The following is a 24,394-nucleotide window of genomic DNA, read 5'->3' as shown; positions in this document are numbered from 1 at the left end:
CGCCTACGCGTTGTGCGACAGCGCTAGCGATCGAGTTGGAGCCGCCGCCAGGCGACGACCGTGAGCACCGCGAACACGGCCGGGAGGAGCAGCCCGACGGCCACCGCGATACCGCCGGTCCCATCCGGATGGAGGGCCCACAGCGCAGGCGCCGCCGGGGGAAACCACGGCCCCGACCCCGAGAACACCAGGACCTGTGCGCTCACCACCAGCAGAATCGTCGCGGCGATTCCGCCGAGGAGTCCCCGGCTGACCGTCGCCACCCATGCGACGGGGAGCGCCATCAGCGCGGTCAGTACCACCAGCGCCGGGAGCCTCAGCGCCACGCTGAGGTCTGCCGCCGACGGCCAGCCGAAGCCGGCCGCCACCCCTCCGCCGAGTATGACTATCGTCACCGCCAGGGCGATCACGACCGACCACGCAACGTAGACCGCGAACTTCGCCGCGGCGATCTCGGCCCGCGTCACGGGCAGGGCGAAGAGACCGGTGATCGTTCCCTCGCCGAATTCGCGCCCGAAACTCCAGCTGAGCAGGATTCCGGATGCACCCGCTGCGCCCGCCCCGATGACCTGGAGCGCCGCGCTGAGGTATCCGGCCCAGCCGCCTGCCGCGACGATCGGGCCCAGCTTGGCCACGATCTCAGCGGAACCCGAGGTGGCCGCGACCGCCGTGGAGAGGCAGATCGCCGCGACACCGACCACCACGATCAGGGCCGTGACCAGCGGAACCCGTGATCGCACGGTCTTGCGCAGCTCGACGGACGTCGCCGCGGCCAGACCGCGCGCGTTCATGCGAACCTCCCTGCCGGGGCGCCACGCTTTTCGTCGTCGTGCAGGACGAGGTCGAAGAACGACCTCTCGAGTTCTGTACCGCCCGGGTCGAGCCCGCCGATTAGGCGTCCGGCGTTCATCACGGTGATCCGGTCGGCGATGCGCGCCACCTCATCCAGGTGATGGCTCGAGACGAGCACGGCAGCGCCGGCCAGCGCGCGGTTCCGCAGGATCTCCCGCAACAGGATGGTGCCGGCCGGGTCCAGGAAGCTGGTCGGCTCATCCAGCACCACGAAGTCCGGATGGTGCTGCAGCGCAGCCGCCAGTCCCAGTCGTTGTCGGTTGCCCGACGACAGGGTCCGCGTGCGGTTGCCGGCGAAATCGGCGAGGCGAAAGCCGTCGATCGCATCGTCGACCATCGTCGTTCGCACGGCGGAGGCGACACCGCGCAGTCGGGCAGCGGCGAGCAGGTTCTGCGTGACGGTGAACTCCGGATACGCCAGCGGGGTCTCCACCACCTGGCCGACGCGCGCCCAGAGTTCGGGCCTGGCGTTCCGGATGTCCACGCTGCCGACGCTGACCGTGCCGATGTCCGGCCGGAGCATCCCGAGCAGCAGTTTCATCAGCGTCGACTTGCCCGCGCCGTTCAGCCCGACCAGGGCGTGCACCTCGCCGGGGCGCACCTCGAGGTCGAGGTCGCGCACGCCGGCGCCGCCCCGGTACGACCGGCCGACCCCACGGAGGGTCATCCCCTCAGTCATCGGCGTCATGGCGACACTCGCAATCGATCGACCAGAGCAGCCGGCCCGGCTGCCCGCCGACCAGACTTCCCGGCGCGCCAGCACACAGCATAGTCCGCGCGCTTCGCCCGCGAAACGGTCCCGCCGCACTAACCGAAACGGTCCAGCCGCACTAACAGTTTCCGGTCGCACTAAGTGGTACGGGTGCGCTCGGAAGAAACAAGTGCGGCCGGACAGAACGAGTGCGGCAAGACAGAACGAGTGCGGCCAACGCGACCGCACAGCTGCTCGCTTGCGAATCGTTCGAACATATGTTCGAATTCAGTCGTGAACCCCCCGCGCCCCATCCGCTACGACCAGGACACCTGGCTGGTGATGCGCGACGACGAGGTTCTGCCCAAGGCGGTCATCAAACGTTTCGTCGACCGGCGAGGCGCCGACCAGTACCTGCTGATCCGCTGGGATCTCGACCCGAAGAAGCGCGTGCTCATGGCCGTCTGCGACTCGCTCGAACGGGCGGACACGCTCGTGCTCTACGACAACCGCAAGCCATCCGGCTACTGGAAGGGGCCGCCGAACCCGCACCCGGCGCAGTAGAGCGATGCCTCGGCGATTCGCTACGCGAATGGTCCGACCGCACGTCATCCCGGGGAGGGATGCGCGTCAATCGCCGGGAACGTTAGGTTCGATCTCATGAAGCTCAGCCGGGTCGCCGTGCATTCCGTTGTCCTCGGTGGCGGCGCTGTCCTGCTGGCAACGTTCGCATGGCTCGAAGTGCACGCCTTTTTGGCGTCGGCGTCGCGCCCGAACGAACCGGATGCCGGCATGGTCGACCCGCTCATCATGCTTGCGCTGCTCGTGATCGGGCTGGCTCTCGTCGCATTCTCCGTGGTATCGATTGTTCGATCCCGACGGAACCGAAGCTGACCATCCCAGCGCTCAGCCGCCGCGGCGACCCGCCAGCAGAGCGACAAGCAGCGGGATGACCGACGCGACCATCAGCACAATGCCGAGCACCGCATCCGTCGCATTCGCAGCCCCCGCCACATAGAGCACCGCGCCGGCGATGAGCAGCCCGGCGAACAGGATCGCCGACACCACCCGGCGCGTGGCGCGTTCCAGTCGTGCGACCCGCTTCTCGAGGCGCGGGGTCGCGACCGCTACTGTGCCGTCCTCGAACCGGGTGATGAGCTCATCCAGCCGCTTGGGCAGTCCGACTGCGACGCGGGCGATGTCCAGGGCCTGCTTCGCGACATCCTGCACGGCGTTGCCGCGTTCATCGCGCAGCAGCTGCGTCGCATACGGCTCGATCGAGTTCCACACGTTGAATTCGGGGTCGAGCGCACTGCACACCCCGGAGGTCGTGCCCATCGCCCGGATGATGAGCAGGAAGTGCTCGGGCAGCTGGAACGGCAGCGACCGCACCACATCGCCGAACTGTGTCGCGAACTCGCGGAACTCGCGTGGATCCACTTCGCGAAGCTCCGCGAACCCCATCCCGCCGAAGCGGGCGAACAGCTGCGTCATCGCCCGTTCGAGCTCGGCCGTGTCGGACGTCGGAAGCAGCACGCCCACCTCGCGCATCGCATCCACCATGCCTTTGCCGTCGCGGGTGGCGGCGGCGATCAGGAGCTTCCGCAAGCCGCTGCGGGTGCTCGTGGGAACCTCGCCCATCATGCCGAAGTCGATGAAGGTGAGTTTCCACGGCCGCTCACCGGGCGCGTCGGCGACGGGCGTGACGAAGATGTTGCCCGGATGCGGGTCGGCGTGGAAGTAGCCGTTCGTGAACAGCTGGTCGAACATCACCGTCGCGAAGACCGGGGCGACCTCGGCCGGGTCGATCCCTGCCGCGCGCAGTCCTTCCACGTCGGTGATCTTGATCGCCGTCACGTCGCCGAGCGTGAGCACGCGCCGGGTCGTGCGCTCCCAGACGACCGCGGGGACGGCGACCCGATCGTCGCCCTCGAAGTCGGCAGCGAAGCGCTCGCATCCCGCAGCCTCGTGCAGGTAGTCGATCTCTTCGAGGCTGGTGGTCGCGAACTCTTCGACGAGGGCGGGCATGTTGACGCGGTCGGAGACGAGCCGCACGCGACTCAGCCAGCCGCCGACTCTGCGGAGTGCCGCCAGATCGACGTCGACGATCCTGTCGATGCCCGGTCGCTGCACCTTGACGATGACCTGATCCAGCCCGGTTTCAGCCGCATCCATCGGAGCGAGCCAGGCCCGGTGCGCCTGCCCGAGGGATGCCGCCGCCACCGGCGTCTCGTCGACTCGCGGAAAGGCCCGCGCCAGCGGCATGCCCAACTCCGCCTCGGCGAGCACCCGGATCCCCTCGAACGGTACGGGTGGCACCTCATCCTGCAGGCCTTCGAGCTCGCTGGTGATCTCGGGCGGCAGCACGTCGAGCCGCGACGACATGAACTGCCCGACCTTGATCATCAGCCCGCCGAGCTCGACCGCGAGCGCATGGAACCGCTGGGCGATGCGGCGCAACCGTTTCGACCGGCCGCGTGCCGCGACCCTTTCGAGCCCGATGCGGGGCAGGAACAGGTCGAACCACCACACCACGGCCAGCTGCCGACCTGCGAACCGCAGGATGCGGCGGTAGCGGATGCGCGTGGCACGCGCATCCGGCCCGCTTGCGGAACCCTGTCGAACCGGCGGCACCCTCGTCAGTCCTGAGCGAGGATCGAGTAGAGCTTCCGCCGCGCTTCGTCGAGCACTTCGGCGGCCTGCTTGACCTGCTCAGGCGACCCTGTCCGTCGCACCTGGGCTGCTGCCTGCGCGAGTTCGATGCCCGCTTTAGGCAGCAGATTGGATGGCGTGCCTTCGGTGGCCGTGCTTTCCCATGGCGCCGACGAATCCGCTGCCTCGGCCTCTGCGCGGCCGGCCTCGGTCAGCGCGTAGGTCTTGCGGCCGTTCGACTCCTCGGCGGTGATCAGCCCTTCGTCGGCCAACAGCTGCAACGTGGGATAGACGGACCCGGCGCTGGGTTTCCAGCTGCCACCGCTGCGCTCGTCGATCTCACGGATGATCTGGTACCCGTGCATCGGCTTCTCAGCGAGGAGCGCGAGCACTGCGGCGCGCACGTCGCCTTTGCCCATCCGCGTTCCGCCGCCACGCGCGCCGCCCATGCGTTTCTCGACCTCCGAGAAGATCTGTTCCATCGTCTGCCAGATGCCCTCGCCTGGAGAGCCGCTGCCGAAACCTCCGGCGGAGAATGAACCACCCATGATGTCCTCCTCAGAACCACGAACGATACTCAACGATATATCGTTATGGGAGCAAACGGTAGGTTCCGGATGCGGTCAGCTCACGCGACGAATGATCGCGAAACCGTCCCACCCCTTGAGCCCGACAGTCTGGAGGGCCGTCGCCTCGAGCGCCGGATTCGCGGCGATGTCGGCGAGTGCTGTGCGCATCCCCCGCACTTGCTCGTCCGTGCTGTCCGCGTCGGCCGTGGAGCCTTCGCGCACCACGTTGTCGATGACGATCACGCTGCCCGGGTGGGTCACCTCGAGCACGAGTCGCAGGTACTCCGGGGTGCTCTGCTTGTCAGCGTCGATGAACACGAAATCGTAGGGCTCGACGCCGGCGTCGACGAGCGCCTGGGCCGACGCGCGTGCCGGGCCGACGATGACGTCGACGCGGTCGCCGACTCCCGCTCGCTCGGCATTCGCACGGGCGATCGCGGCGTTCTGCTCCTCCAGTTCGAGCGACGTGACGACGCCGCCCTCCCCGGTCGCGCGCGCCATCCAGATCATGCTGTAGCCCGCGAGGGTGCCGAACTCGAGCACGCGCTTCGCCCCGATCAGTTCGACGAGCATCCCGAGCAGCCTGCCCTGGTTGGCGGTGACCTCGATTCCGGGTGCCGTCGTGTCGCGACTCGACGCGCGCGCCGCGGCGAGCGCCGCATCCTCTCCGACGAGCGTGTCGATCAGGTACCGGTCGACGTCGTCCCACTGCGACTGCGAATCAGCCATGTCGTGTCTCCTTGCCGGTGCTGTGTGTATCCGGCCGTGCGCCAGAATGTGCCGGTTATTCGCCAGAGTGTGCACAATCGTATGCCTCCCCTGTTCACGACCGCACCATCCGTGGGATGGTCATACAAGAGTCGAGAGGGGATTCCGATGGCAACCGACAGCACCCTTTACGCCCCCGTGGCACATCCGCATCATCACCACGGTTGGTGGTGGAAGACGCTGCTCTCCGGCCTCGCCCTGTGGATCGTGACGATCATCGTGACCGCGACCACGCAGAACACGAATCTCGTGCCCACGCTCATCCTTCTCGGCAGCTTCCTCGTGCCGTTCTGCGTCGTCCTTTTCGTCATCGAGCGCGTGACCGGGTCGATCAGCACCCTGCAGCTGGTGCTCGCGTTCTTCGTCGGCGGCATTCTCGGCGTGCTCGGCGCATCCATTCTCGAAGCGCGCCTGCAGCAGTCGTTCGGCGTCTACGGGCTCGTAGGCCTGATCGAAGAGTTCGTGAAGGGCGTGCTCCTCGTCATCGTCGGCTGGCGGGTCACCCCGAAGACAGCGAAGCAGGGAGCCCTCCTCGGCGCGACGATCGGGGCCGGATTCGCGGCCTTCGAATCCGCCGGCTACGCGTTCAACGCGGCGATCACCTCCCAGGGAATCGATCTCACGTCGCTCCTGGAGACGGAGGTGGTGCGGGCGATCCTGGCGCCGGTCGGTCACGTGCTCTGGACGGCCATCCTGGGCGCCGTGATCTTCGGATGCGCGCACCTCAGCGATCGTTTCCGCTGGTCGTGGTGGATTGTGATCGCGTACCTGGGCGGCTCGCTCCTACACGCGGCATGGGATTCGGCTTCGGAGATCGCCGCCTTTACCGCTGTGGCCACGAACGGTGGGGCGATGCAGTTCCTGACGTTCTACATCTTCGGTCTCGCGCTGACGTCGGCGGCGGGCATCCTGACGCTCTGGCTGGTGCTGCGGCACTTCGGGCGGACCGAGGCGCTGTTGCAGCCCGCGACCTGACCACAGCCGAGAAGGGCGACTTCTGAATCCCTACGCCCTCACTTGTTGGACGCGCAGCCGCCCGCCTCGTACGCTCGAAACCATGACTTCCCCTGTGCCTACCATCGTTCTCAACTCCGGCAAGAGCATCCCCCAGCTCGGTTTCGGCGTGTTCCTCGTCGACCCGGCCGACACGCAGCGCGTGGTCGAGGATGCGCTCGAGGTCGGCTACCGCCACATCGACACCGCGACCGGCTACAACAACGAGGCCGAGGTCGGGGCCGCGCTCCGAGCATCCGGAATCCCCCGCGAAGAGATCTTCGTCACCACCAAGCTCCGCAACGACCACCACAAGGCGCGCGATGTCGAAGGCGCTTTCGCCCGCAGCCTCGACGCGCTCGGGCTCGACTACCTCGACCTCTACCTGATCCACTGGCCGATGCCGGCGAACGACTTCTACGTCGACACGTGGCGCACCTTCGAGACCTTCGCAGCGGATGGCCGCGCAGCCTCCATCGGTGTCAGCAACTTCCTCATCCCGCATCTGCAGAGACTGCTCGCCGAGACCGACATCGTTCCTGCCGTCAACCAGGTGGAACTGCATCCGATCTTCCAGCAGCGCGAGCTGCGTGCGTTCCAGGCCGAGCACGGCATCCAGACCGAGGCGTGGGGCCCGCTCGGGCAGGGCAAGTACGACCTCTTCGGGATGCAGGCGATTCAGGATGCGGCGGCAGCGCACGGCGTCCAGCCCGCCCAGGTGGTGCTGCGCTGGCACCTGCAGACGGGCAACATCGTCATCCCGAAGTCGAATCGCCGCGAGCGGATGGCGCAGAACTTCGACCTGTTCGGATTCGAGCTCAGCGCGGACGAGATGGCCGCGATCGACGCCCTCGACGAGAATCGTCGGGTCGGCGGCAACCCGGCCGACATCAACTAGCCGACGCCCGCGCCCGCGCCGCGACCTGTTCAGGAGACACCATGGCCCGCCCCGAACCGACTTACACGATCGAGCAGCTCGAGAGCGAGCCCGTCTTCGACGTCCCCGCGTTCGCTCGGGATGATGCCACCCGGCTCGGCGAGATCGCCGTCGCCGTCATCCGCGAATGGGATCGCAATCTCGCCGTCGACATCCACATCGGCGACGAGCTCGCCTACCGCGCGCAGCTCGGCACGACCGGCCAGCGCAACGCCGACGTCATCCAGGGCAAGAGGCTGGTCGCGAAGAAGTTCGGCCACAGCTCGCTGCTCGCCCGCCTGAAGAAGGACGCCGACCCGTCCATCGCCGACGGCCTCGACGACAGCTACAAATTCTGGGGCGGCTGCATCCCCATCTTCGTGAACGGCGACCTCGTGGCCACGATCACAACCTCGGGCGAACCGGATGTGGTCGACCACGAGGCCGCCGCCGAAGCCGTGAGGCGGTACCTCGGCGAGGTCGCCCAGCGACACGACTTCGTAGGCGCGTCTGCGGGTCACCCTTTGGCGAAAAGGTGACTGCCGGTCACTGATGGACGACCGGTGGCGCGTACGCGATGTTCGTACGGAGCCAGATCCAGCTGCCGTTTGTGCTGTTTCTGACAAGGTCGGCTCGGATCGTCTCGTTCGGCTCGATCGGTCCGGCGGCGATGCGTAACCTCCGCACTCCGAACTCTTCCAGCGTCCAACTTTGAGCGGTAGTCCCGGAATTCGTCGAAACCTCAAGGGTCAACACGGCGCCGAGCTCGAAGATCCAGGGCACAACGACCCATTCGAGCTCGTACGAGCGCGCCTGGGTGATGCCGAAATCCGCCGGAGTGAAACGGACCGAGACCCGAAACCAATCGGGCGGCTGCTCGGGATGCACATCCCACGAGTAGAAGAATGCCGGATTGAGGTTCGGGGCGAACAGGACATCTCCGGTGGCGACGCCGGATGGCAATGCCAGGTTCGCCCCGGTGCCGAGACTGTGGAAAAGGTGTCCGGCATCGATCGAGACGATTGTGCCCGGGTACAGGCCGGAGCCGGGTCCGATCTCACGGAGTTTCTTCGTGAACTCGGCCAGCTCCGAAGCGTCGGGTCGCCGAGGAGCGTTCTGAGAGTCGGTGATGCGGTCCATAGTGCCGCAGAATACGCCGGGCGAGTCGCCGCGGCAACGCTCGCCTGACGCACGACTTCAGCCGATCACTTTTCCGAGCACCTCGTTGAAAGCTTCCGTCGAACTCGGATGCGTGTAGATCGAGGTCCGCAGCTGGGTCGCGGTCACGCCGTACCGAATCGCCAGCGCGACCGTGTTGATCAGCTCCTGCGAGTCGATGCTGAGCAGCGCAGCCCCGAGGATCAGATCGGTGTCGGCGTCGATGATGAACTTCATCACTCCGCGGGTCTCCTCGACGGTGTACGCGCGAGGCATCGCGATGATGTCGGCGACGTTCTCGCGAGCGACGGTGATGTGCAGGCCCTGTGCCCGTGCATCCGCCTCGGTCAGCCCGACCGTCGCAAGCGGCGGCGTGATGAACAGCGTGTGCGGCACCGCCACGCGGTCGGCGGTGGTGCGGATGCCGTCGCCGAGCAGCTGATCGAGAACGATTCGGGCGTCGTCCAGGGCAACGTAGGTGAACTGGGGTCCGCCGTTGACGTCGCCGAGCGCGAAGATGTGCGGCTGGTTCGTCCGCAGGTGCTCGTCGACCTGGATCGCACCACGTGGGCTCGTCGTCACACCGGCCGCGCCGAGGTTCAGTTCCGCCGTCGCAGGCCGTCGGCCGATCGCCGACAGCACTGATTCGGCTTCGACCGTGTGCATCCGCCCATCTTTCTCGTAGTCGATCGCCGCGGTCCTCCCGTTCTCTCGAACCCCGACCACCGATGCGCCCGTGATTATCCGGATGCCGTCGCCCACGAGAATCCCGCTCGCAACCGCCGCGATGTCCGCATCCTCCCGGCCGAGGAGCCGGTCGGCCGCCTCCAGTACCGTCACCTGGGTTCCGAAGTGCTGGTAGATCGCGGCGAACTCGAGCCCCAGGTATCCCCCGCCGACGATGACCAGGTCACGAGGAAGGTGGTCCTTCTGGATGAGGTCGGTGCTGCTGACGAGGTGGGAGCTTTCTGCGAGCCCCGGGATGTTCGGGACGATCGGCTCCGACCCCGTGTTGATCAGGATCGTCGGCGCGGTCACGGTGATGCGGTCGTCGCCTTCTCCGACGGTGACCGTGTTGGCGTCGACGAATCGTGCGGTGCCGGTGATCACCGTTGCAGTGTCTTTGCCGTCGAGGCTCGCGAAGTTGCCGGCGCGAAATGCACTCGTCAGTCTTCGGACGCCCGCGACGGAGTTGGCGAAGAATTCCTGCGCGTCGTCTTCGAGACGCTTCGCGTTGGAGTAGTGGACGAGCATCTTGGTCGGCACACAGCCGACGTTCGGGCAGGTTCCGCCATACATGTTCTCGGACTGCTCGACCAGAATGACTCGTTTGCCCGCGTCGGTGAGGGCATGTGCAGCCGTCTTGCCGCCTTTGCCGAATCCGATGACGAGTACATCCGCTGTGAGGTTCGTTGCTGTTTCCATGTCACTAGTCAACGATTTCGGGATGCGCGATGTAGGCTGTTTCATCGCATGTTTCAGTCCGAAAGTCTCATATGGATGCTGTAAGCCACCTGATCCGACTCGCCCGCGTGGATGCGTCGCTCGACAAGCACTGCATGCTGAGCGTGTCGACCGCGATGGATGTGTCGTACGCGAGCGAAAGAACGGCGCCGTTCCACGTCCTGCTCGAGGGGACCTGCCAGCTCCAGGTCGGCATGCACCTCCTGGAACTCAAGCCCGGCGATGTGGTGCTCATCCCCCGTGGCGAATCGCACCGGATCATCACACCCGGTCACGCGCACCTTCGGGGCGTGACGGAGTCGCTTGGTGACGCTTTCACCACAACGCTCAGCGAGGGCGGCGGCGACCCGGTCATCGATCTCTTCTGCGGGCATTACACGTTCGGCCCCGGTGCCGGCTCGATCCTCTTCAAGAGCCTCCCCGAACCCGTGCACATCTCGTTCGGCGAGACGCCCGAAACGGATGCGGCGTTACGGATGCTCAGTACGCTGATGCGCGAGGAAGCGGCCCGCGAAGGCGAGGGAACGGCAGCGATCCTCTCGTCGCTGTGCAGCGTGCTGCTCACGATGATCCTGCGCACGTCGCGTGGCGCGACAACCGATGCTGCCCTGTGGACCGCATCCACGAGCGCGACGATCACCCAGGTCGTCGAGCGGGTGCTGACGGACCCGGGCGGCGACTGGTCGATCGAGCGCGCGAGCAGGATGTGCGCGATGTCGCGCGCCACATTCATCCGCCAGTTCGAGCGAAACACCGGAACGACGTTCGGCGCGTTCGTGACCAGGGTGCGGCTGATGGTCGCGGCCGATCTGTTACGGACGACCGGGCTCACCGTCGGCGGGGTTGCCGCAGAGGTCGGGTACCTGTCGGAGTCGGCATTTGCTCGCGCGTTCCGGCAGGAGGCCGGGATCACGCCGGCGCGGTTCCGTCGCGCCGCGGCGGGCACCTAAGCGATGATCCCTGCTCATCGGGCCTAACGCACGACCTCGTAAGTGAGGTGCGTCAGGCCGTCACCGACGGTCTGCGTGTTCCGTAGACGCAGCGACATCGTGTCGGCGGATGCACCGAAGAGGCGTTCGCCGGCGCCGAGCACCACCGGGAAGACGGTCAACCGCACCTCGTCGACCAGGTCGTGTTCCAGCAAGGTGTGGACCAGCTGCCGGCTGCCGTAGACGACGATCTCGCCGGACGTGTCCTGCTTGAGCTTGCGGACCTCGTCGACGACATCGCCGCTCACCACCGTCGAGTTGACCCAGATCGGTTCGGTGATCGTCGACGACACGACGTACTTGGGCAGGCTCCGCAGCCGGTCCGCCCACTCGCCGGGGGCGACGTTCCAGCGCGGGCCGAAGTACTCGTCCGTTCGACGACCGTGCAGCAGAGCATCCGCCCCGAGCGCCTCGGCATACTCGATCCTCGCCCACGCCTCCCGGTCGTCGCCCATGTACTCGGCGAACCAGCCACCGCGCGCGAAGCCCGCCTCGCCGGTCGGATCTTCGACCACCCCATCGAGCGACACGTTCTCGCTGACGACGATCTTTCCCATTTCGTTCTCCACCTCGTTGGTTGGTGCTGCTCCGTTGGTCGGTGCCTACGTGTGATGTAGACACCGCGCGCGGGCCGAACTGGGCGCTCGCCCTTCACACCGTCGTCAAGGCGGCTGTCCTACGCGCCGGCGTGGACCATCCCGCGCGGCTCGTTGAGCAGCACACCCAACGGCATCATCGCGGCGCCCAACGCCACGGTGTCGCCCCCGAATCGGCACGGGACCAGCTCGAACTGGCTCCCTGGCCGGTCGAGTGAGGCGGCGCGGATAGCCGATTCGATAGGTGGCGCGAGGGTCTCCATGAGGCGCAGCCCGACCCACCCACCGATCACGACCCGCTGCGGGTTCGTGAGGTTCACCAGTCCCCCGACAGCCGAACCGAGGGTCTGGACCAGCTCCTCCACGACAGCCGACGCCACGGGGTCACCCGCCCGCTCGGCTTCGAGGAGTTCGCCAATGGCCCGCCAGCCCGACCCCTCGAACCGGCCACCCGCCTCCCGCCAGCTGTCGAGGATCGCATCCGCGCCGAGATAGGCCTCGACGCATCCTCGTCCACCGCACCGGCACAGCCTGCCGTTGCGCTCGATCTTGACGTGGCCCCACTCGCCTGCACTGCTCATGTGACCGTGGGCGAGCTCGCCGTCGCTGACGATCCCCAGCCCGACGCCGCGACCGAGGAGAAGGACGAGCGCTTCGTCGACGTCGCGTGCCGACCCGTTCCACATCTCTGCCATAGCCAGCGTCTTCGCCCCGTTCTCGGCGAAGACCGGGATGTCGCTGTCGACGAGTTCGGAGATGGAGACGGCCGGCCATCCGAGACTCTGGGCGTGCAGAACCTGGTGTCCGTCAGCATCCCATTCGACGATGCCCGGGAGACCGAGCCCGATGCCCACGGTCCGCTCCCAGGCGTCAGGGTTGCGTTCGCGCAGCGCGGCGACCGCCTCACGCAGGTCTTGCGAGATCGCCTCCAGGCTCTCGTCCTCTCGGCCACCACGGAATTCACGGTCGACGCGGGTCATCGAAAGGTCGAAGAGCTCCACGGCGACGCCGCGCTCTCCGACGTCGGCGCCGAGCAGGTACGCGCCCGACGGGTTCGGCGCCAGCAGGGTCACGGGCCGGCCACCCTGGGAGGCGACCATCCCTGCTTCGACGACGAGACCCTCGGCGATCAGTTCGGTCGCGATGTTCGTGACCGAACCGATGGACAGACCGGAGTCCCGCGCGAGCTCGGCGCGCGACGTGCTGCCCGCGAGGATGATCCGCCTGAGCGCCTCCCGACGATTGCGCTGACGGACATCGCTCACCCGCGCAGGAGCCGAACCACCGGCGCCGACACTGGTGGAGGCAGAGAGTCCGGTCATAGTTCTAGAACCTACCAACCCGCGCCTCCCGGGATGACGCGCGAGATCGCGGTCCGTGTCGTCGCAACGACGCGCAACCCGCGCTCGCTGGTGTGGATGCGCACCGGAGCATCCTTGCCGGATCGATCCAGCACTCGCGTGGTCGCGGGGTCGACCCTGGTTGCGACCTCGAATTCGAGCCAGTCATCGGTGTCCAGTTCGACGACCAGCTCCTCCGCCGGGTGGTACGGCCGGCCGTCGGATTGCTCGAACGGGTTCGTCGGGTTGTCCCCCGGCTGCCGCCAGTTGATGGCGACGTGGTCTCCGTCGCGAATCCCGGGGACTGTGGGGCTCACGGCGGTTCCGTACGATTCGCCGGCGCCGCGGTACCCGAAACCCCAGCTGGGCAGCACGGCCGGGCCTTCCGCCAGCAGTGCCGCGACGACGTCAGCTCGCGACTCGCAGTTCTCGATACGGATGGCCGCGAGAAGGTCGTCGAACACGCGCTGCGCCTCCGGCCGCGAGATGGCATCCACATCGTCGATCGCGGCCACCACCTTGCCCCAGCCGGCCGGCGGAACCACAGAGACCGGCGAGGTCACGGTCGCAAGTTTCTTCCACGGCCAGAAGTTCCAGCCGATCTCGTAGGTCTCGTACATCCGGAACGCGGTGTAGATCCATTCGAGCGTGTTCTCGCCGCCCTCACCCATATAGATGGGAAGGCCGAGCCGGTCGCGGGCTTCGAGGAAGGCAGCGATGCTTCCGGCGTCCGGCGCCGACCAGTACTTGTGGAACTGGAGGCACGAGTTGTCGTCCCAGACCTCGGTGAACATGTCCCAGTTGGTGCCCCAGTGGGAGCCCTCGTACATGATCAGGTGATCCGGGTCGTGCATCCGGATAGCAGCCGTCAGGTCCTGGTACAGCGCCGCGAGTTCGCCGGCGTACCGGTACTGCCACTCGTTCGGCAGCGGCTCGTTGAGCAGGTCGTAGCCGAGCACCACCGTCTCGCCGGCGTAGCGCTTCGCCAGCTCCTCCCACAGCTGGATGGTCAGCAACCGGTACCGGTCGCTCATGAACAGTTCGGGAATCCCGTGAGGCGAGTCGTCGATGTTCGTGCCGGTCTGGCCGCCCGGCGCTCCGTGCAGGTCGAGCAGCACCCAGAGCCGGTGGCCCCTGCACCAGTCGATGAGGCGATCGATCATCGCGTACCCGGCTTCGATCGGCGCGCCGTCTTCGTCCTGGATGACGCGGGCATTGATCGGCAGCCTCACGTGATCGAACCCGCTGGCCGCTATCTCGCGGATGTCGGATTCGGTGATGAAGGAGTCGCGGAACTCCTCCCAGAACGCATCCGCCGCATCCTCGCCGATCAGTTGCGTCACCAGCGACTCGATCTGGCGTGGCGACTCGGCCCCCGGGCCGAACCGCCACATGTAGCCCTCGGGGAGCATCCAATTGCCGAGACCGACGCCACGGAGCAGGAGCGGCCGGCCGGTCCCGTCGACGAGCCGGGCGTTCTGCGCTCTCACGAACCCGCTGAAGTCCGCTGGGCGCGGTGCGAAGCGTCGGCGTTCGGTCGGTGTCGGTGCGTTGGTCACAGTGATCTTTCCCCCACGTTTCATTTCAAGCCTGAGAGCGCGAAGCCCTGGATGACGTACCGCTGGAACACGATGAACACGATCAGGATCGGCACCACCATGACCGTCGCCGCAGCCATCTGCAGCGACGGATTGACGGCGATCTCCTTGTTGAGCAACGACAGCCCGACCGACAGCGTGTACAGGTGCTGGTCGTTCGCGATGACCAGCGGCCAGAGGAAGCTGTTCCAGCCGGCGATGAAGGTGAGCACGGCCTGGACCGCGATGATCGGCTTCGACAGCGGCAGCACGATGAGCAGGAAGGTGCGGAACTCGCCAGCCCCATCGATGCGAGCGGCCTCGAGCACCTCGGTCGGTATCGTGCTCATGAACTGCCGGAACAGGAAGATGCTGAACCCGCTGACCAGGGTGGGCAGCGCGATTCCGATCAACGTGTTGGTCAGTTTCATACCGTTGAGAATCAGGTACGTCGGAATCATCGTGACCTGGACCGGGATCATCATCGTCGCGAGCACCAGGAAGAACATCCACTGCTTGCCCCGGAAATCGAACTTCGCGAACGCGTAGCCCGCCATCGCCATCAGCAGCAGGCCGATGCCGCCGATCAGCACGACGATGATCGTGTTCGCGAGGTACTGGCCGAAGTCGAGTTCGGTGAACAGGGTGCCGAAGTACTGCAGGGTCGGCGTGCGCGGCACCAGCGTCGGCGGGTAGGTCAGCGATTCGGATTGCGGTTTCACCGAGGTGGTCAGCATCCAGAAGAACGGAAACGCCGTGATGAGGGCGCCGATCGCCAGGGCGGTGCCGATGACCACCGTGAGGCGGCGGCCGCGGCGTTTCGCCGAGCGGTGGCGCAAGGCGCTGAGGCTGGTGGTCAAGGTCGGGCTAGTAGTCAACGTCGGACCTCCGAAGGCGCAGCTGGGCGAGGGTGACGACGGCGATCATCACGAACAGGATGAGCGAGCCCGCGCTGGCATAGCCGAACGCGCTCTGCTGGAACCCCTGGTGGTACAGGAAGATCGAAATGGAGGTGGTCGCTCCGAGTGGGCCACCGTTGGTCAGCACGTACGCCTCGTCAAAGAACTGGAACCACGAGATGATCGTGGTGACCGTGACGAAGAAGATCGCGAATCGCAGCAGCGGTATGACGATCGATCGGGTGATACGCCACTCGCCGGCCCCGTCGAGCGAGGCCGCCTCGACATATTCGCGCGGCACCCCCTGGAGGGCGGCGAGGAAGATGATGATGTTCAGTCCCGTTCCACGCCAGATCGCGACCAGTGCCACCGAGAACTTGGCGAGCGTCGGGTCGGACAACCACTGGACGGGAGGCACGCCGACCAGGGAGAGCAGCCAGTTCAGCAGGCCGAACTGCGTGTTGTACAGGTAGCCCCAGACGAGCGAGATCGCGACGATCGCCGTGATCGCCGGGATGAAGTAGAACGCACGCAGCGAGCGGAAGAACCAGTTCCCGCTGCGGTTCAGGAGCAACGCCACACCGAGCGACAGCAGCACGACCGACGGAACGCCGATGACGACGAAGAACGCCGTGTTGCCGATCGCCTGCCAGAAGTCCGGATCGGCGAAGAGCTTGACGTAATTGTTCGCGCCGATGAAGTTGACATTGCTCCAGTCGGCGAGCCCCGAGATGTTCATGTCGGTCGTGCTCACCAGCGCGGCGACGAGGATCGGGAACACCCCGAACGCAAGGAGCAGCAGCATCGCCGGAGTGACGAAAAGGTACGGCGTGAGGCGCGCAAATCCGGGTCGACCGCGACTCGCGGCGGATCGCCGTCGAGTCAGCGCGGTGCCGAGGGCGTTCGTTGCAGCCATGGGGTGTCCTTCGGTGCGGGGTGTAGAACGATGGATGTGGTGGGCCGCGGAGGCGTGCGGCCCACCACTACCTATCGAGCTGCCATCTTCTACTTTGCGGACATTCCCGCCGTGGACTGGTAGAACGTGTCGAGCGTGCTCTTCGGATCGCTGTGTTGCAGGGCGATCGAGTTGAGCGCCTTCAGGAGGTTCGCTCCGACTCCGCCATCCCAGTTCGGGATGAGCGGCAGCACCTTCGCGTCGGCGAGCTGCTTCGTGTAGACCTTGACCAGCGGGTCGGAGGTGAAGCTCGGGTCGTTCAGCGCGGCCTTCACTGTCGGCAGTTCGCCGTTGATCTTGTACCACTCGAGCTGAGTGCTGCTCTTCGAGATGAAGTCGAGGAGCTTCAGCGAGCCGTTCTGGTGCTTCGAGGTCTTGAAGATCCCGAGGTTGGACCCGGCAAAGAGCGACGTGCCCTTGTCTGCCTCGGGCAGGGTGCTCACCGTCCATTTGCCGGCGAGGTTCGGCGCTGCGGCGTTGATCGCGGCGGCCAGGTACGGTCCACTCACGAGCATCGGTGCCGCTCCGGAGACGAACCCGTGCACCTGGTCGAAGTCGCCGTTCACCGGGACACTCTTGTCGGAGTACAGCCCCGTGTAGAGGTCGACGGCCTTGTGGAAGGCGTCGGTGTTGAAGTCGATGTTGCCCTTCTTGTCGACGATGCTGCCGCCGAAGTCCCAGGTCATCTCCACCGGGAGCGCGTTGTCCCACTGCGGAATGTAGTAGCCGTATTTGTCCGGGCCGCGCTGGGCGAGCGTCTTCGCGTCGGAGCGAAGCTGGTCCCAGGTCGAGGGCGGGCTGTCGATGCCGGCTGCCGAGAGGATGTCCGTTCGCGTGAACAGGACGCGCGTGTCACTGACCCACGGCACGCTGACGATCTTGCCGTTGACCGCGGTCGCCTTGCCGCCGACCCCGTCCGCGAACTTGGCTGCGGCAAGGTTCGGGTAGGCGGAGATCTTGTCGTCGAGCGGCAGCAGCGCACCCGCGTCGGCGAACGACCTGAGCTTCGTCAGGCCGATCTGGACGACATCCGGACCCGAACCGGATGCAACCGAGGTCGTGAGCTTCTGGTCGATGCTGTCCCACGGGATGGCGACGACGTCGACCTTCTGACCGGTGGACTTCACGAACGGTGCGACGAGCTTCTCGAAGTTCTTGCTCGAATCGCCCATCACCCAGACGGTGAGCGGACCGCTCGCGTCTTTGGTGGTGGAGCCGGACGCCGCACCGCTGCACGCGGTGAGGGTGAAGGCCAGCCCGGCCACGACGATCGGGACGATCGCCTTTGTGAACTTACTCATCATTGAGGTTCCTTCTCGTTGGTGCGGGGGTGTGAGGGGGTGGGGTGGGACTTATTTCAAGTCTTATCATAACTATTAACTGAAGTCTGTCAATCACATCCCTGCCAGAGCGTGGCGTGAGTATTTAGGGTGCGACAACCACTTTGCCGAGGGCGCGCCCCTGACCGACGTAGGCGAGCGCCTGCGGCACTTCGTCGAGGGCGAACGTGCGGTCGATGTGGATGCGGAGGTCGCCCGCGATGCAGCGCTCCGCGACAGGCCCGAAGTAGGTCGGCCCCTCGCGCGCAAAGAGGAGTCCCAGCCGGCGGCCGGTGAGCAGGCCGAGCACTGGTCCGACAGTGATGGCTCGCAGAAGCGACCGCATGGATCCGCCGACCATCAGGTAGCGCCCGCCGCGCGCCACTGCCCGCTGATAGGCGAACATGGAGCGGTGCGCGACCAGATCGAGCACGAGATCGTAGGGTTCGCGTTTAGTGAAGTCCTCGCTGCGATAGTCGACCACCTCGTCAGCGCCGAGCTCTCGCAAGAAGTCGAGCTTGCCCGCGTTGTCGACGCCTGTCACGTGCGCTCCGGCGAGCTTGGCGAACTGGATTGCGAAGGCGCCCGACCCGCCTCCCGCCCCGTTGATCGCTACGCGCTGCCCCCGGCGTGCGCCGGCGGTTCCCTGGATCGCGATCGCACCCGCCTGGGGAAGGGTTGACGCCTCGGCGAACGTCAGTGTCTCCGGCTTGAGCGCGAGCGCAGTTTCGGGTGCAACCGCGTATTCGGCGAACCCTCCCTTGAGGCCCAGATTGTCGCCGTACACCTCATCGCCCGGGCTGAACCGCGTGACGGCCTCGCCGATGGCTGCGACGCGGCCGGCAATGTCGGAGCCGAGCACGTGGCGGGACGGGGCGCGCAGCCCTCCGATCCGCGCGTACCCCGGCGACCCCGTCAGCCCTTCCCAGTCCGACAGGTTCACGGAGGTCGCGGCGACCTCGATCAGCACCTGCTTCTCGCCCGGCGACGGCATCGGCACGTCCTCGATCCGCAGCACGTCGGGGGGCCCGTACCGGTCATAGACGACGGCCTTCATCCTGCGCCCATTCGAGCGAGACGCCGAGAATCGGACATGCGGCCGAGTGTACTCGGGCGGCGCAAGGGCAGAACGATGTCCTGAGCGATCAACGCCAGCTCCGGTTGCCTCTCGAACGCTGGACCGCTCCGCGCGCCTGTCGCTGCTCAATCTCAAAACCGCTCAAGTGCTTCGCTCACGTTCGTGCAGCCTTGGGACTTGTTATGGCCGCTTGTTGCCTCTCAGGACTCGGTAATCCTGTCGCACCGGAAGACTACCGAGCGTCGAGGGTACCTCTGGCCCGGCGGTGAAGTGATGACAACCTGCGCATTCAGGATCCGCCACTGCTGAGTTACCTGGGAACGTTTGTCAGCCGAAGGATCCAGAAGTGCCGTGTCCCCCGGGCGCAACCAGGCCGCCGGCGAAGAATCCCAAAGATCAGCAGTTATGACCGCGCTATCTCTATCGATCTCAATACTCAGAGGTTCGACGAATGCCGTTCGGGTATTTCGTTGCTCAAGGATCCAATCTATGAGTCGATCTGCGCTTTCCGACGTCGACGCGGCGCGAGCGTCCCAGGGATCCCCATCCTCCGCAAAGCCATCGGTTTGAGCGGCCGTCAGCAAACTGCGCTTTATGTGAACGCTGGACGAGGAACCAGTAGCGCGTTTCGTCCAACCGTCGAACACGGCGATTACGTCGCGTTCCTTGTCATATCCGAACCCCATGGTCAAACGCTCCCCCTCGATGAGCAGATCATCGTGGTGACTTCGCGTCGTCTGAATCCGATAGTTTGTGCCTTTGCGGCCCGCGCCTTCTCCTGTAATTCTCCAGGCATAGACGAGCATCTCTAAGCGCTCGTGTCCAGCAATTATGCCGAGTCGCGTTGGGTTGGCGCCGCGTCCAAAAACCTCCTGTTGCCGAAAGATCTTCCAGCCCGCTCGCTCAAACGCCGACGCGACGACATCAACAGTGCTCATATCCAGACTCCATTGTTCTCGCGACAAGGGACCAGCTAGTCGACTGCGTAGTAAAGACCGCCTTCGCATACAAAGTTCTCTCTGAGTGCCAACTCCATTGCTTTGAACGACAATCCCTTCGGTGAATGGTCACCGGCGATAAGCGATCCAATGGAAAGCGAGTAAAGATACTCGAGGCTGCGTTCATGGCTTGTCTCTTCACTTAGGACTGGAGAAACATGCTTGAGATGCGCCGCGACGGTCCTCATCGCTGCGCTCAGAACACCGTCAACCGGGACGGTCGACTCTCGTCTACCGGCCTGATAAGTGATTACGAGGTCATAGAACGGGACGAGCTCTGAGCCGCTTCGCCCCTTGTATCCCTTCATCGACCGCTGCACCTTGTTGAGCACGCTTACATCTGTTTGCACCAGCCCGGCGCGGGTCGTAGCGGAAAGTAACGCGGACCATACCTTGTCATCGGAGTTGTGAAACACGACGCTCGCTCGGGCCTCAGGCGCCATCACCCGTCTAATTTCGGCGAACGATGAAGTAAGCAAGTTTTCGTAGTCCAGCATGTTCTTGCCACCGGCAGACTCAGGAAGCGATCGGTTTACCACTATTTCCTTTTCTAAGTCTGTGACGTCGCCGAGCCACGATTCCCAGACGACGTTGCAATCGGCATAAAACAGATTTGCGCCGAAGGGCGGATCCGTAAACACATAGTCGATACTTGAGTTCGGAAGCCAATCCAACTCGTTCGCCGATGATTGCCGCGTGTACGTCAACAGCGTTGGATCAGCGATGTGCGGATGACTTTGATAAAAGCGCATCAATTGGGCGACCTGATGACGGAAGATCTCAAAAACGTTCCCCTCCGCTATTAGTTGCGGGATGTAGAGAGTTCCGGTCAGCGGTCTTTGCCCGCCGCGGGCATTGTAACGACGCATTCGGGTGGCATGCCAGGCTGTGTTCGTAAAGGCGAACTGGAGAGCGCTTTGAGCCCGCGGATCTGACCGAGTGGAAATGAAGTTCCATAGCTCGCTCAGAGCAATCTTGCTTCGATGGGTCCAAAAGTCCGCAACGTTGCTGATCTCTCGAAGATGCAATGCGGATCGCCTATACATCTCACGATCCGGTCCAAGAGCGACTGACGGGATCCACAGTTTGAGTTTCTGTGAGTTGACGCGGGCAATGCGCGCAAGGTCAGCGGTAGATACATTGCCCCTTTGAAGTTTCTTGCAGTCGACACACGCAACGGTCCGCTCGACAGGAGTGTTCTTCGCACCAGCGACGCCGGCACGGGACTGCCGGTTACCGCAATTTTCGCAGGTCAGAATACGGGAACTCCCGCCAGCAGTATCTGCGTGGTCCCAAACCCGCATCTCGTGGCCGCAAGATCCGCAAGCGTGGACATCGCTCCAGATCATATGGCGCAGCAATCCTGCTCGCCCGCACGTCGGGCATGCTGACTCGTAAAGGAATTGCTCCAGCGGTGCGAGTCGCTTGGAAATCTCGAGCAATGATGCGCCAAGAATAGCTCGGTCGATAGCGTGCGTGTGGTTGAAGGCGAGGTGAATCGCGCCCGGCGCCAGATCGGACAGAATTGCGCGCCGCCCTATGTTCTGCGCCGCAAGCCCCGTCATACCGGATCCGCAGAACGGGTCTAAAACGACCCCGCCCGGACGCGTACTTGCTTCTATGAACGGCTCTATTGCTCCAGGTGGAACTTTGGTCGGGTAGGTATGAACCTGATAAGCCTTACTCCCTTTGGATGCAGTCGTAACCGCGGGAATTGGATGCGACGCAGTACCCCCGGTCATATACAGAACCTCGGAAAGCGCTCTGTCCTCTGACACCTCCGTTGGCGTATTTGCCTCCAGATTTTCGACGATTGTCACAGTAGTCCCTTGTTCAGCTGGCTTGTGTCTGATTGTTCCGAAATGCGCCACGCACCGTCACGATTCTCGAAATTGGCCGAGAGGAGCGACTCGACGTCACCATATGAATAGCCCCTAAATGGCCAGTTGTGCTCAAGGAGTGTCCGCATCACGAAGGAGTGCAGGTAAGGGGTACTGCGGAGCCTAGGCGGTGCGCTGCGAAGGTGAGTCGTCAGGGCTGTCACTATCTCGTCACGCACGGCCCTGTCCTGCGCGATCGTCGGTTTCGCTCTTTGTCGCTGGAACGTTGCGGGCCGGAGATGGAGAACCAGATCAAAGCTTGAGACGCGCTCTTGATTTGTCAGTTGTTTGACGCCCTTGAAGCTGGGTTGGCTTTTGTCGAAGGCAATCGCCGACTCGAGGTTGAGTCCAGCCGACTCGATGGCTCTTTCTAGGCTGCTCCAGACAGCGTCGTCGCTGTTGTGGAACATCACGCTCGCCCACGCCCCGGGCTTTAGGACTCTCACGATTTCCTCGAAGCTCGCAGACATCAATGTCTCATAATCGCTAAGCGTTTTGCCGCCGTGGCTCGCCTTCAGTGATGTGGAGACAATCGCTTCTTCCGTAGTAATCGTGAAGTCATCTAGCCAGGCTTCCCATAAGAAGGAGGCATCCGAATAGTAAATATTTGCCCCAAATGGCGGATCCGTAAAGACATAGTCGATACTGTGGTCGGCTACACCTGACAAGTTTGTTGCCGAGCGTTGCTTCACAACGCTTGAGCCGGGGGAGTTTTTCTGGGCGACGGCCAATTGGCGGACTGCCGCCAGCTTCCGTCGCAACAATGAGAAGACATTGAACTCGTATGTCAGGGAAGCGATATACAAGGTCCCCGACAGCACGTTCGTCGGTCTTTTTGGATTCCATTGATAGCGACGGGACGCTCGATTAACAATCGCCGTCACCGCGAACATCAAGGTTGTGCTTTCCTCTGAATTTCTCGCGCGCGCCCAGACCGCCGCGAGAGCCTCAAGATTTCGATCGGTAAAGAAGTCCGCCGCTGTATGGATACCCATTTTGCCGTGCTGGCCTCGCCACATCTCACGCCATGGTTCGAGCGGAGCTGTTGGGAACCAATCTTTGATCGAGGTTCGTCGAGAACGTGATGCGATCTCGACTTCGCGTGCCGTTAGCCCGCGTTGCTCCCGAGTGCCGCATGATGAACACGCGACCGAAACCAATACGGGACGCGGTGCACCGATCTCGGATTCGCTCTTACGAAAGCTCTGCCGACAGCTCTGGCAAGTTAGGGCCTTCGAAAGCGTGCCGTCGGGTCGACGAGCTGCGTCCCAGAACAGCATTTTTGAGGAGCAGACAGGGCACGTGATGATGTCTGACCAAACGGTGTATTCGATGCGAGCAGATCCATCACAGCGAGCGCATTGAGTGCCGTATAGATCATGCTCAATCTCACTGAGACCGCTAAGGAGATCATTAGCAGCTCGGGATACCGCGTCGGGTGAGGGGGCGGCCACGTGCCCTCGTGCGATATGCACAGCCGCGGGTGAGAGATCCGATAGAACACCAAGTCGTCCGGACAGCATCGCAGCCACACCGGTCATGCCTGATCCGCAGAAAGGATCGAGGACCGTGTCTCCTAGGTCCGTGTAATGCTCGATCATCGGCACGATTCCTTGTGGGGGCACCTTGGTGTGATAGCTGTGCGTACGATAGAAGACCGAACCCTTGCTGGCCGTTACCTGGTCCCGAAATGGTTCACTAACTATTCGACTCAAGATCCGCTACCGACCCGCCCGAACGACAATTTGACACAGATGCCGAGCGCCTCTGAGATCCGATTTAGGGTTGAGATGGTCATCTCGTGTTCACCGGTTTCCCATCGGGCGATAGTCGATTGAGTCGACTGCAAACGCGTTGCTAATTCCATTTGAGTTAATCCGTCATGTTCCCTGACTTGGCGAAGCAGTTGAGCTATTTCCCCCGCGCTCGCCGCACATTCGTACACACGCGGCGTCAGAAAAGGTTGGTCGACCAGCACAGCTCTCATGCTATGTGTCGCCGCCGACATTCTGTGTTTCGACACCGCAGTCCGCGTGTGTGCCACAGATATTCTGTCTCCATGAAGTGTGTGCCTGGGACCAGTTCGTCGGCGCCATTGCTCGCGATCCTGGCGAGTCCGCCGTCTGAAACATCCGGCGCGCGAACGCTCGCACGTGTAGATCTGGCTGCAGGTCTAGCTGGCTGTGACGGTTACGTTGTCGGAAATCTGTTTGCGCAAGCGACTGCAGATGTCGTCGAGATTAGCTCCGTTGGTGCCAATCCCACGCATTGGATGTCAGCACGTCTTCTGCTCGAGCCGTTGCTACTGCAATCGACAAATGTCCTCTTTGCGTGGGGCAAAAGCGAACCCACTGGTCTGGCGCGCGAGTTTCATCGTTCGCAAGTCAATTGGTTAAAAAGCAAAACTTCCGAGATATCGGCAACGGTGTGGATGGTGGGAGATGAACCTCGGCATCCTTCCCGTTGGCAACGCTATACGGCGGCGCGCCACCCGCAGATGGCGTTCAAAGATGCACTTCGTCTGGCGCTCCAAGTGGATATGGCACAACAAGTGGGGACGTAGCTAACGCCACCCAATGCGCGGGTGTGGGATACGTTGATGCTGTGCCCTGGGACGTCGCGGTAGGGCCGTCTTCACGACCTAAAGCGTGATCAGGCAGCTACGTCCTGAGTGAGCAGAAGGGATCCATTTTGGGGCAA

25 protein-coding genes are annotated in these 24,394 nt (G+C 64.1%); 7 read left to right on the top strand and 18 right to left on the bottom strand.

From position 1 onward, the window contains the following. Positions 1 to 23: 23 nt before the first annotated feature. On the bottom strand, positions 24 to 791 hold the full coding sequence (locus G3T36_RS08340; RefSeq protein ID WP_163289254.1) for an ABC transporter permease: 768 nt from the start codon (positions 789 to 791) through the stop codon (positions 24 to 26). Further along, a complete protein-coding gene (locus G3T36_RS08335) occupies positions 788 to 1,540 on the bottom strand; it encodes an ABC transporter ATP-binding protein (RefSeq protein ID WP_240148414.1) in 753 nt (250 codons plus the stop codon). The genes G3T36_RS08340 and G3T36_RS08335 overlap by 4 nt, the downstream gene beginning before the upstream one ends. A gap of 297 nt (positions 1,541 to 1,837) precedes the next feature. Here G3T36_RS08335 and G3T36_RS08330 point away from each other — a divergent pair, with 297 nt between their 5' ends. Both G3T36_RS08330 and G3T36_RS08325 read left to right on the top strand, forming a co-directional pair. After that, a complete protein-coding gene (locus G3T36_RS08330; RefSeq protein ID WP_163289252.1) occupies positions 1,838 to 2,107 on the top strand; it encodes a hypothetical protein in 270 nt (89 codons plus the stop codon). Between the two features lie 96 nt (positions 2,108 to 2,203). Further along, the gene (locus G3T36_RS08325) at positions 2,204 to 2,437 is read left to right on the top strand and encodes a hypothetical protein (RefSeq protein WP_163289250.1); all 234 of its coding nucleotides are present in this window, start codon (positions 2,204 to 2,206) and stop codon (positions 2,435 to 2,437) included. 12 nt (positions 2,438 to 2,449) lie between these two features. Here G3T36_RS08325 and G3T36_RS08320 read toward each other — a convergent pair whose 3' ends face one another. The 3 genes from G3T36_RS08320 to G3T36_RS08310 all read right to left on the bottom strand — a co-directional run bounded on the left by G3T36_RS08320 (position 2,450) and on the right by G3T36_RS08310 (position 5,493). Further along, positions 2,450 to 4,177, bottom strand: a complete 1,728-nt coding sequence (locus G3T36_RS08320; RefSeq protein ID WP_163289248.1) for an AarF/UbiB family protein — start codon at positions 4,175 to 4,177, stop codon at positions 2,450 to 2,452. A gap of 5 nt (positions 4,178 to 4,182) precedes the next feature. Next, a complete protein-coding gene (locus G3T36_RS08315) occupies positions 4,183 to 4,743 on the bottom strand; it encodes a PadR family transcriptional regulator (protein WP_163289247.1) in 561 nt (186 codons plus the stop codon). Between the two features lie 75 nt (positions 4,744 to 4,818). Beyond that, entirely contained in the window at positions 4,819 to 5,493 is a 675-nt protein-coding gene (locus G3T36_RS08310) for an O-methyltransferase (protein WP_163289246.1), read from the bottom strand. Between the two features lie 147 nt (positions 5,494 to 5,640). On the opposite strand from G3T36_RS08310, the gene G3T36_RS08305 reads away from it, so the two are divergent. From G3T36_RS08305 to G3T36_RS08295, 3 genes are all read left to right on the top strand, one after another. Further along, positions 5,641 to 6,507 carry a PrsW family intramembrane metalloprotease gene (locus tag G3T36_RS08305; RefSeq protein ID WP_163289245.1) on the top strand — a complete coding sequence of 289 codons (867 nt, stop codon included), beginning with the start codon at positions 5,641 to 5,643 and terminating at the stop codon, positions 6,505 to 6,507. 82 nt (positions 6,508 to 6,589) lie between these two features. Continuing rightward, positions 6,590 to 7,423: an aldo/keto reductase gene (locus G3T36_RS08300; protein WP_163289243.1), complete on the top strand. Its 834-nt coding sequence runs from the start codon at positions 6,590 to 6,592 to the stop codon at positions 7,421 to 7,423. Positions 7,424 to 7,464: 41 nt separating this feature from the next. After that, a complete protein-coding gene (locus G3T36_RS08295) occupies positions 7,465 to 7,980 on the top strand; it encodes a heme-binding protein (RefSeq protein WP_163289241.1) in 516 nt (171 codons plus the stop codon). A 7-nt stretch (positions 7,981 to 7,987) separates the two neighbouring features. On the opposite strand, the gene G3T36_RS08290 is transcribed toward G3T36_RS08295, so the two are convergent. Continuing rightward, on the bottom strand, positions 7,988 to 8,581 hold the full coding sequence (locus G3T36_RS08290) for a hypothetical protein (protein ID WP_163289239.1): 594 nt from the start codon (positions 8,579 to 8,581) through the stop codon (positions 7,988 to 7,990). A 57-nt stretch (positions 8,582 to 8,638) separates the two neighbouring features. Further along, positions 8,639 to 10,024 (bottom strand): dihydrolipoyl dehydrogenase family protein, encoded by a 1,386-nt coding sequence (locus G3T36_RS08285; protein WP_163289237.1) that lies wholly within the window; start codon positions 10,022 to 10,024, stop codon positions 8,639 to 8,641. A gap of 71 nt (positions 10,025 to 10,095) precedes the next feature. Here G3T36_RS08285 and G3T36_RS08280 point away from each other — a divergent pair, with 71 nt between their 5' ends. After that, positions 10,096 to 11,013, top strand: coding sequence for an AraC family transcriptional regulator (locus G3T36_RS08280; RefSeq protein ID WP_163289235.1), 918 nt, complete (start codon positions 10,096 to 10,098; stop codon positions 11,011 to 11,013). 23 nt (positions 11,014 to 11,036) lie between these two features. Here the strand turns inward: G3T36_RS08280 and G3T36_RS08275 are convergent, their stop codons facing one another. The 11 genes from G3T36_RS08275 to G3T36_RS20000 all read right to left on the bottom strand — a co-directional run bounded on the left by G3T36_RS08275 (position 11,037) and on the right by G3T36_RS20000 (position 23,681). Then, positions 11,037 to 11,609 carry a dihydrofolate reductase family protein gene (locus G3T36_RS08275; RefSeq protein ID WP_163289233.1) on the bottom strand — a complete coding sequence of 191 codons (573 nt, stop codon included), beginning with the start codon at positions 11,607 to 11,609 and terminating at the stop codon, positions 11,037 to 11,039. Positions 11,610 to 11,728: 119 nt separating this feature from the next. Further along, the gene (locus G3T36_RS08270; RefSeq protein WP_163289232.1) at positions 11,729 to 12,970 is read right to left on the bottom strand and encodes an ROK family transcriptional regulator; all 1,242 of its coding nucleotides are present in this window, start codon (positions 12,968 to 12,970) and stop codon (positions 11,729 to 11,731) included. 11 nt (positions 12,971 to 12,981) lie between these two features. Continuing rightward, entirely contained in the window at positions 12,982 to 14,547 is a 1,566-nt protein-coding gene (locus G3T36_RS08265; RefSeq protein WP_338031515.1) for a glycoside hydrolase family 5 protein, read from the bottom strand. 20 nt (positions 14,548 to 14,567) lie between these two features. Further along, a complete protein-coding gene (locus G3T36_RS08260; protein WP_240148413.1) occupies positions 14,568 to 15,425 on the bottom strand; it encodes a carbohydrate ABC transporter permease in 858 nt (285 codons plus the stop codon). A 7-nt stretch (positions 15,426 to 15,432) separates the two neighbouring features. Continuing rightward, a complete protein-coding gene (locus G3T36_RS08255; RefSeq protein WP_163289226.1) occupies positions 15,433 to 16,380 on the bottom strand; it encodes a carbohydrate ABC transporter permease in 948 nt (315 codons plus the stop codon). An 89-nt stretch (positions 16,381 to 16,469) separates the two neighbouring features. Further along, the gene (locus G3T36_RS08250; RefSeq protein WP_163289225.1) at positions 16,470 to 17,720 is read right to left on the bottom strand and encodes an extracellular solute-binding protein; all 1,251 of its coding nucleotides are present in this window, start codon (positions 17,718 to 17,720) and stop codon (positions 16,470 to 16,472) included. Positions 17,721 to 17,844: 124 nt separating this feature from the next. Next, entirely contained in the window at positions 17,845 to 18,795 is a 951-nt protein-coding gene (locus G3T36_RS08245; RefSeq protein WP_163289224.1) for an NAD(P)-dependent alcohol dehydrogenase, read from the bottom strand. A 221-nt stretch (positions 18,796 to 19,016) separates the two neighbouring features. Next, positions 19,017 to 19,754: a hypothetical protein gene (locus G3T36_RS08240; protein ID WP_163289222.1), complete on the bottom strand. Its 738-nt coding sequence runs from the start codon at positions 19,752 to 19,754 to the stop codon at positions 19,017 to 19,019. 35 nt (positions 19,755 to 19,789) lie between these two features. After that, entirely contained in the window at positions 19,790 to 21,634 is a 1,845-nt protein-coding gene (locus G3T36_RS08235; RefSeq protein WP_338031514.1) for a DNA methyltransferase, read from the bottom strand. Then, positions 21,631 to 23,409 (bottom strand): DNA methyltransferase, encoded by a 1,779-nt coding sequence (locus G3T36_RS08230; protein ID WP_163289221.1) that lies wholly within the window; start codon positions 23,407 to 23,409, stop codon positions 21,631 to 21,633. Before G3T36_RS08230 ends, G3T36_RS08235 begins: the two co-directional genes overlap by 4 nt. Then, positions 23,406 to 23,681: a helix-turn-helix domain-containing protein gene (locus G3T36_RS20000; protein WP_275690003.1), complete on the bottom strand. Its 276-nt coding sequence runs from the start codon at positions 23,679 to 23,681 to the stop codon at positions 23,406 to 23,408. The genes G3T36_RS08230 and G3T36_RS20000 overlap by 4 nt, the downstream gene beginning before the upstream one ends. A gap of 72 nt (positions 23,682 to 23,753) precedes the next feature. On the opposite strand from G3T36_RS20000, the gene G3T36_RS08220 reads away from it, so the two are divergent. Then, complete coding sequence (locus G3T36_RS08220; protein WP_163289219.1) at positions 23,754 to 24,257, top strand: DUF1643 domain-containing protein; 504 nt, start codon at positions 23,754 to 23,756, stop codon at positions 24,255 to 24,257. Positions 24,258 to 24,394 lie beyond the last annotated feature (137 nt).

Source organism: Leifsonia tongyongensis (assembly GCF_010686705.1).
GTDB classification, from domain to species: domain Bacteria; phylum Actinomycetota; class Actinomycetes; order Actinomycetales; family Microbacteriaceae; genus Diaminobutyricibacter; species Diaminobutyricibacter tongyongensis.
The sequence above is the reverse complement of the archived record's forward strand: the minus strand, read 5'-3'. Positions and strand labels throughout refer to the sequence as shown.

Bases quoted from the DNA above. Each gene is read 5' to 3' on its own strand.
- G3T36_RS08340 (WP_163289254.1), bottom strand. From the start codon at position 791: ATGAACGCGCGCGGTCTGGCCGCGGCGACGTCCGTCGAGCTGCGCAAG.
- G3T36_RS08335 (WP_240148414.1), bottom strand. From the start codon at position 1,540: ATGACGCCGATGACTGAGGGGATGACCCTCCGTGGGGTCGGCCGGTCG.
- G3T36_RS08325 (WP_163289250.1), top strand. From the start codon at position 2,204: ATGAAGCTCAGCCGGGTCGCCGTGCATTCCGTTGTCCTCGGTGGCGGC.
- G3T36_RS08315 (WP_163289247.1), bottom strand. From the start codon at position 4,743: ATGGGTGGTTCATTCTCCGCCGGAGGTTTCGGCAGCGGCTCTCCAGGC.
- G3T36_RS08310 (WP_163289246.1), bottom strand. From the start codon at position 5,493: ATGGCTGATTCGCAGTCGCAGTGGGACGACGTCGACCGGTACCTGATC.
- G3T36_RS08305 (WP_163289245.1), top strand. From the start codon at position 5,641: ATGGCAACCGACAGCACCCTTTACGCCCCCGTGGCACATCCGCATCAT.
- G3T36_RS08300 (WP_163289243.1), top strand. From the start codon at position 6,590: ATGACTTCCCCTGTGCCTACCATCGTTCTCAACTCCGGCAAGAGCATC.
- G3T36_RS08295 (WP_163289241.1), top strand. From the start codon at position 7,465: ATGGCCCGCCCCGAACCGACTTACACGATCGAGCAGCTCGAGAGCGAG.
- G3T36_RS08290 (WP_163289239.1), bottom strand. From the start codon at position 8,581: ATGGACCGCATCACCGACTCTCAGAACGCTCCTCGGCGACCCGACGCT.
- G3T36_RS08285 (WP_163289237.1), bottom strand. From the start codon at position 10,024: ATGGAAACAGCAACGAACCTCACAGCGGATGTACTCGTCATCGGATTC.
- G3T36_RS08280 (WP_163289235.1), top strand. From the start codon at position 10,096: ATGGATGCTGTAAGCCACCTGATCCGACTCGCCCGCGTGGATGCGTCG.
- G3T36_RS08275 (WP_163289233.1), bottom strand. From the start codon at position 11,609: ATGGGAAAGATCGTCGTCAGCGAGAACGTGTCGCTCGATGGGGTGGTC.
- G3T36_RS08270 (WP_163289232.1), bottom strand. From the start codon at position 12,970: ATGACCGGACTCTCTGCCTCCACCAGTGTCGGCGCCGGTGGTTCGGCT.
- G3T36_RS08255 (WP_163289226.1), bottom strand. From the start codon at position 16,380: ATGGCTGCAACGAACGCCCTCGGCACCGCGCTGACTCGACGGCGATCC.
- G3T36_RS08250 (WP_163289225.1), bottom strand. From the start codon at position 17,720: ATGAGTAAGTTCACAAAGGCGATCGTCCCGATCGTCGTGGCCGGGCTG.
- G3T36_RS08245 (WP_163289224.1), bottom strand. From the start codon at position 18,795: ATGAAGGCCGTCGTCTATGACCGGTACGGGCCCCCCGACGTGCTGCGG.
- G3T36_RS08240 (WP_163289222.1), bottom strand. From the start codon at position 19,754: ATGAGCACTGTTGATGTCGTCGCGTCGGCGTTTGAGCGAGCGGGCTGG.
- G3T36_RS20000 (WP_275690003.1), bottom strand. From the start codon at position 23,681: ATGAGAGCTGTGCTGGTCGACCAACCTTTTCTGACGCCGCGTGTGTAC.
- G3T36_RS08220 (WP_163289219.1), top strand. From the start codon at position 23,754: ATGAAGTGTGTGCCTGGGACCAGTTCGTCGGCGCCATTGCTCGCGATC.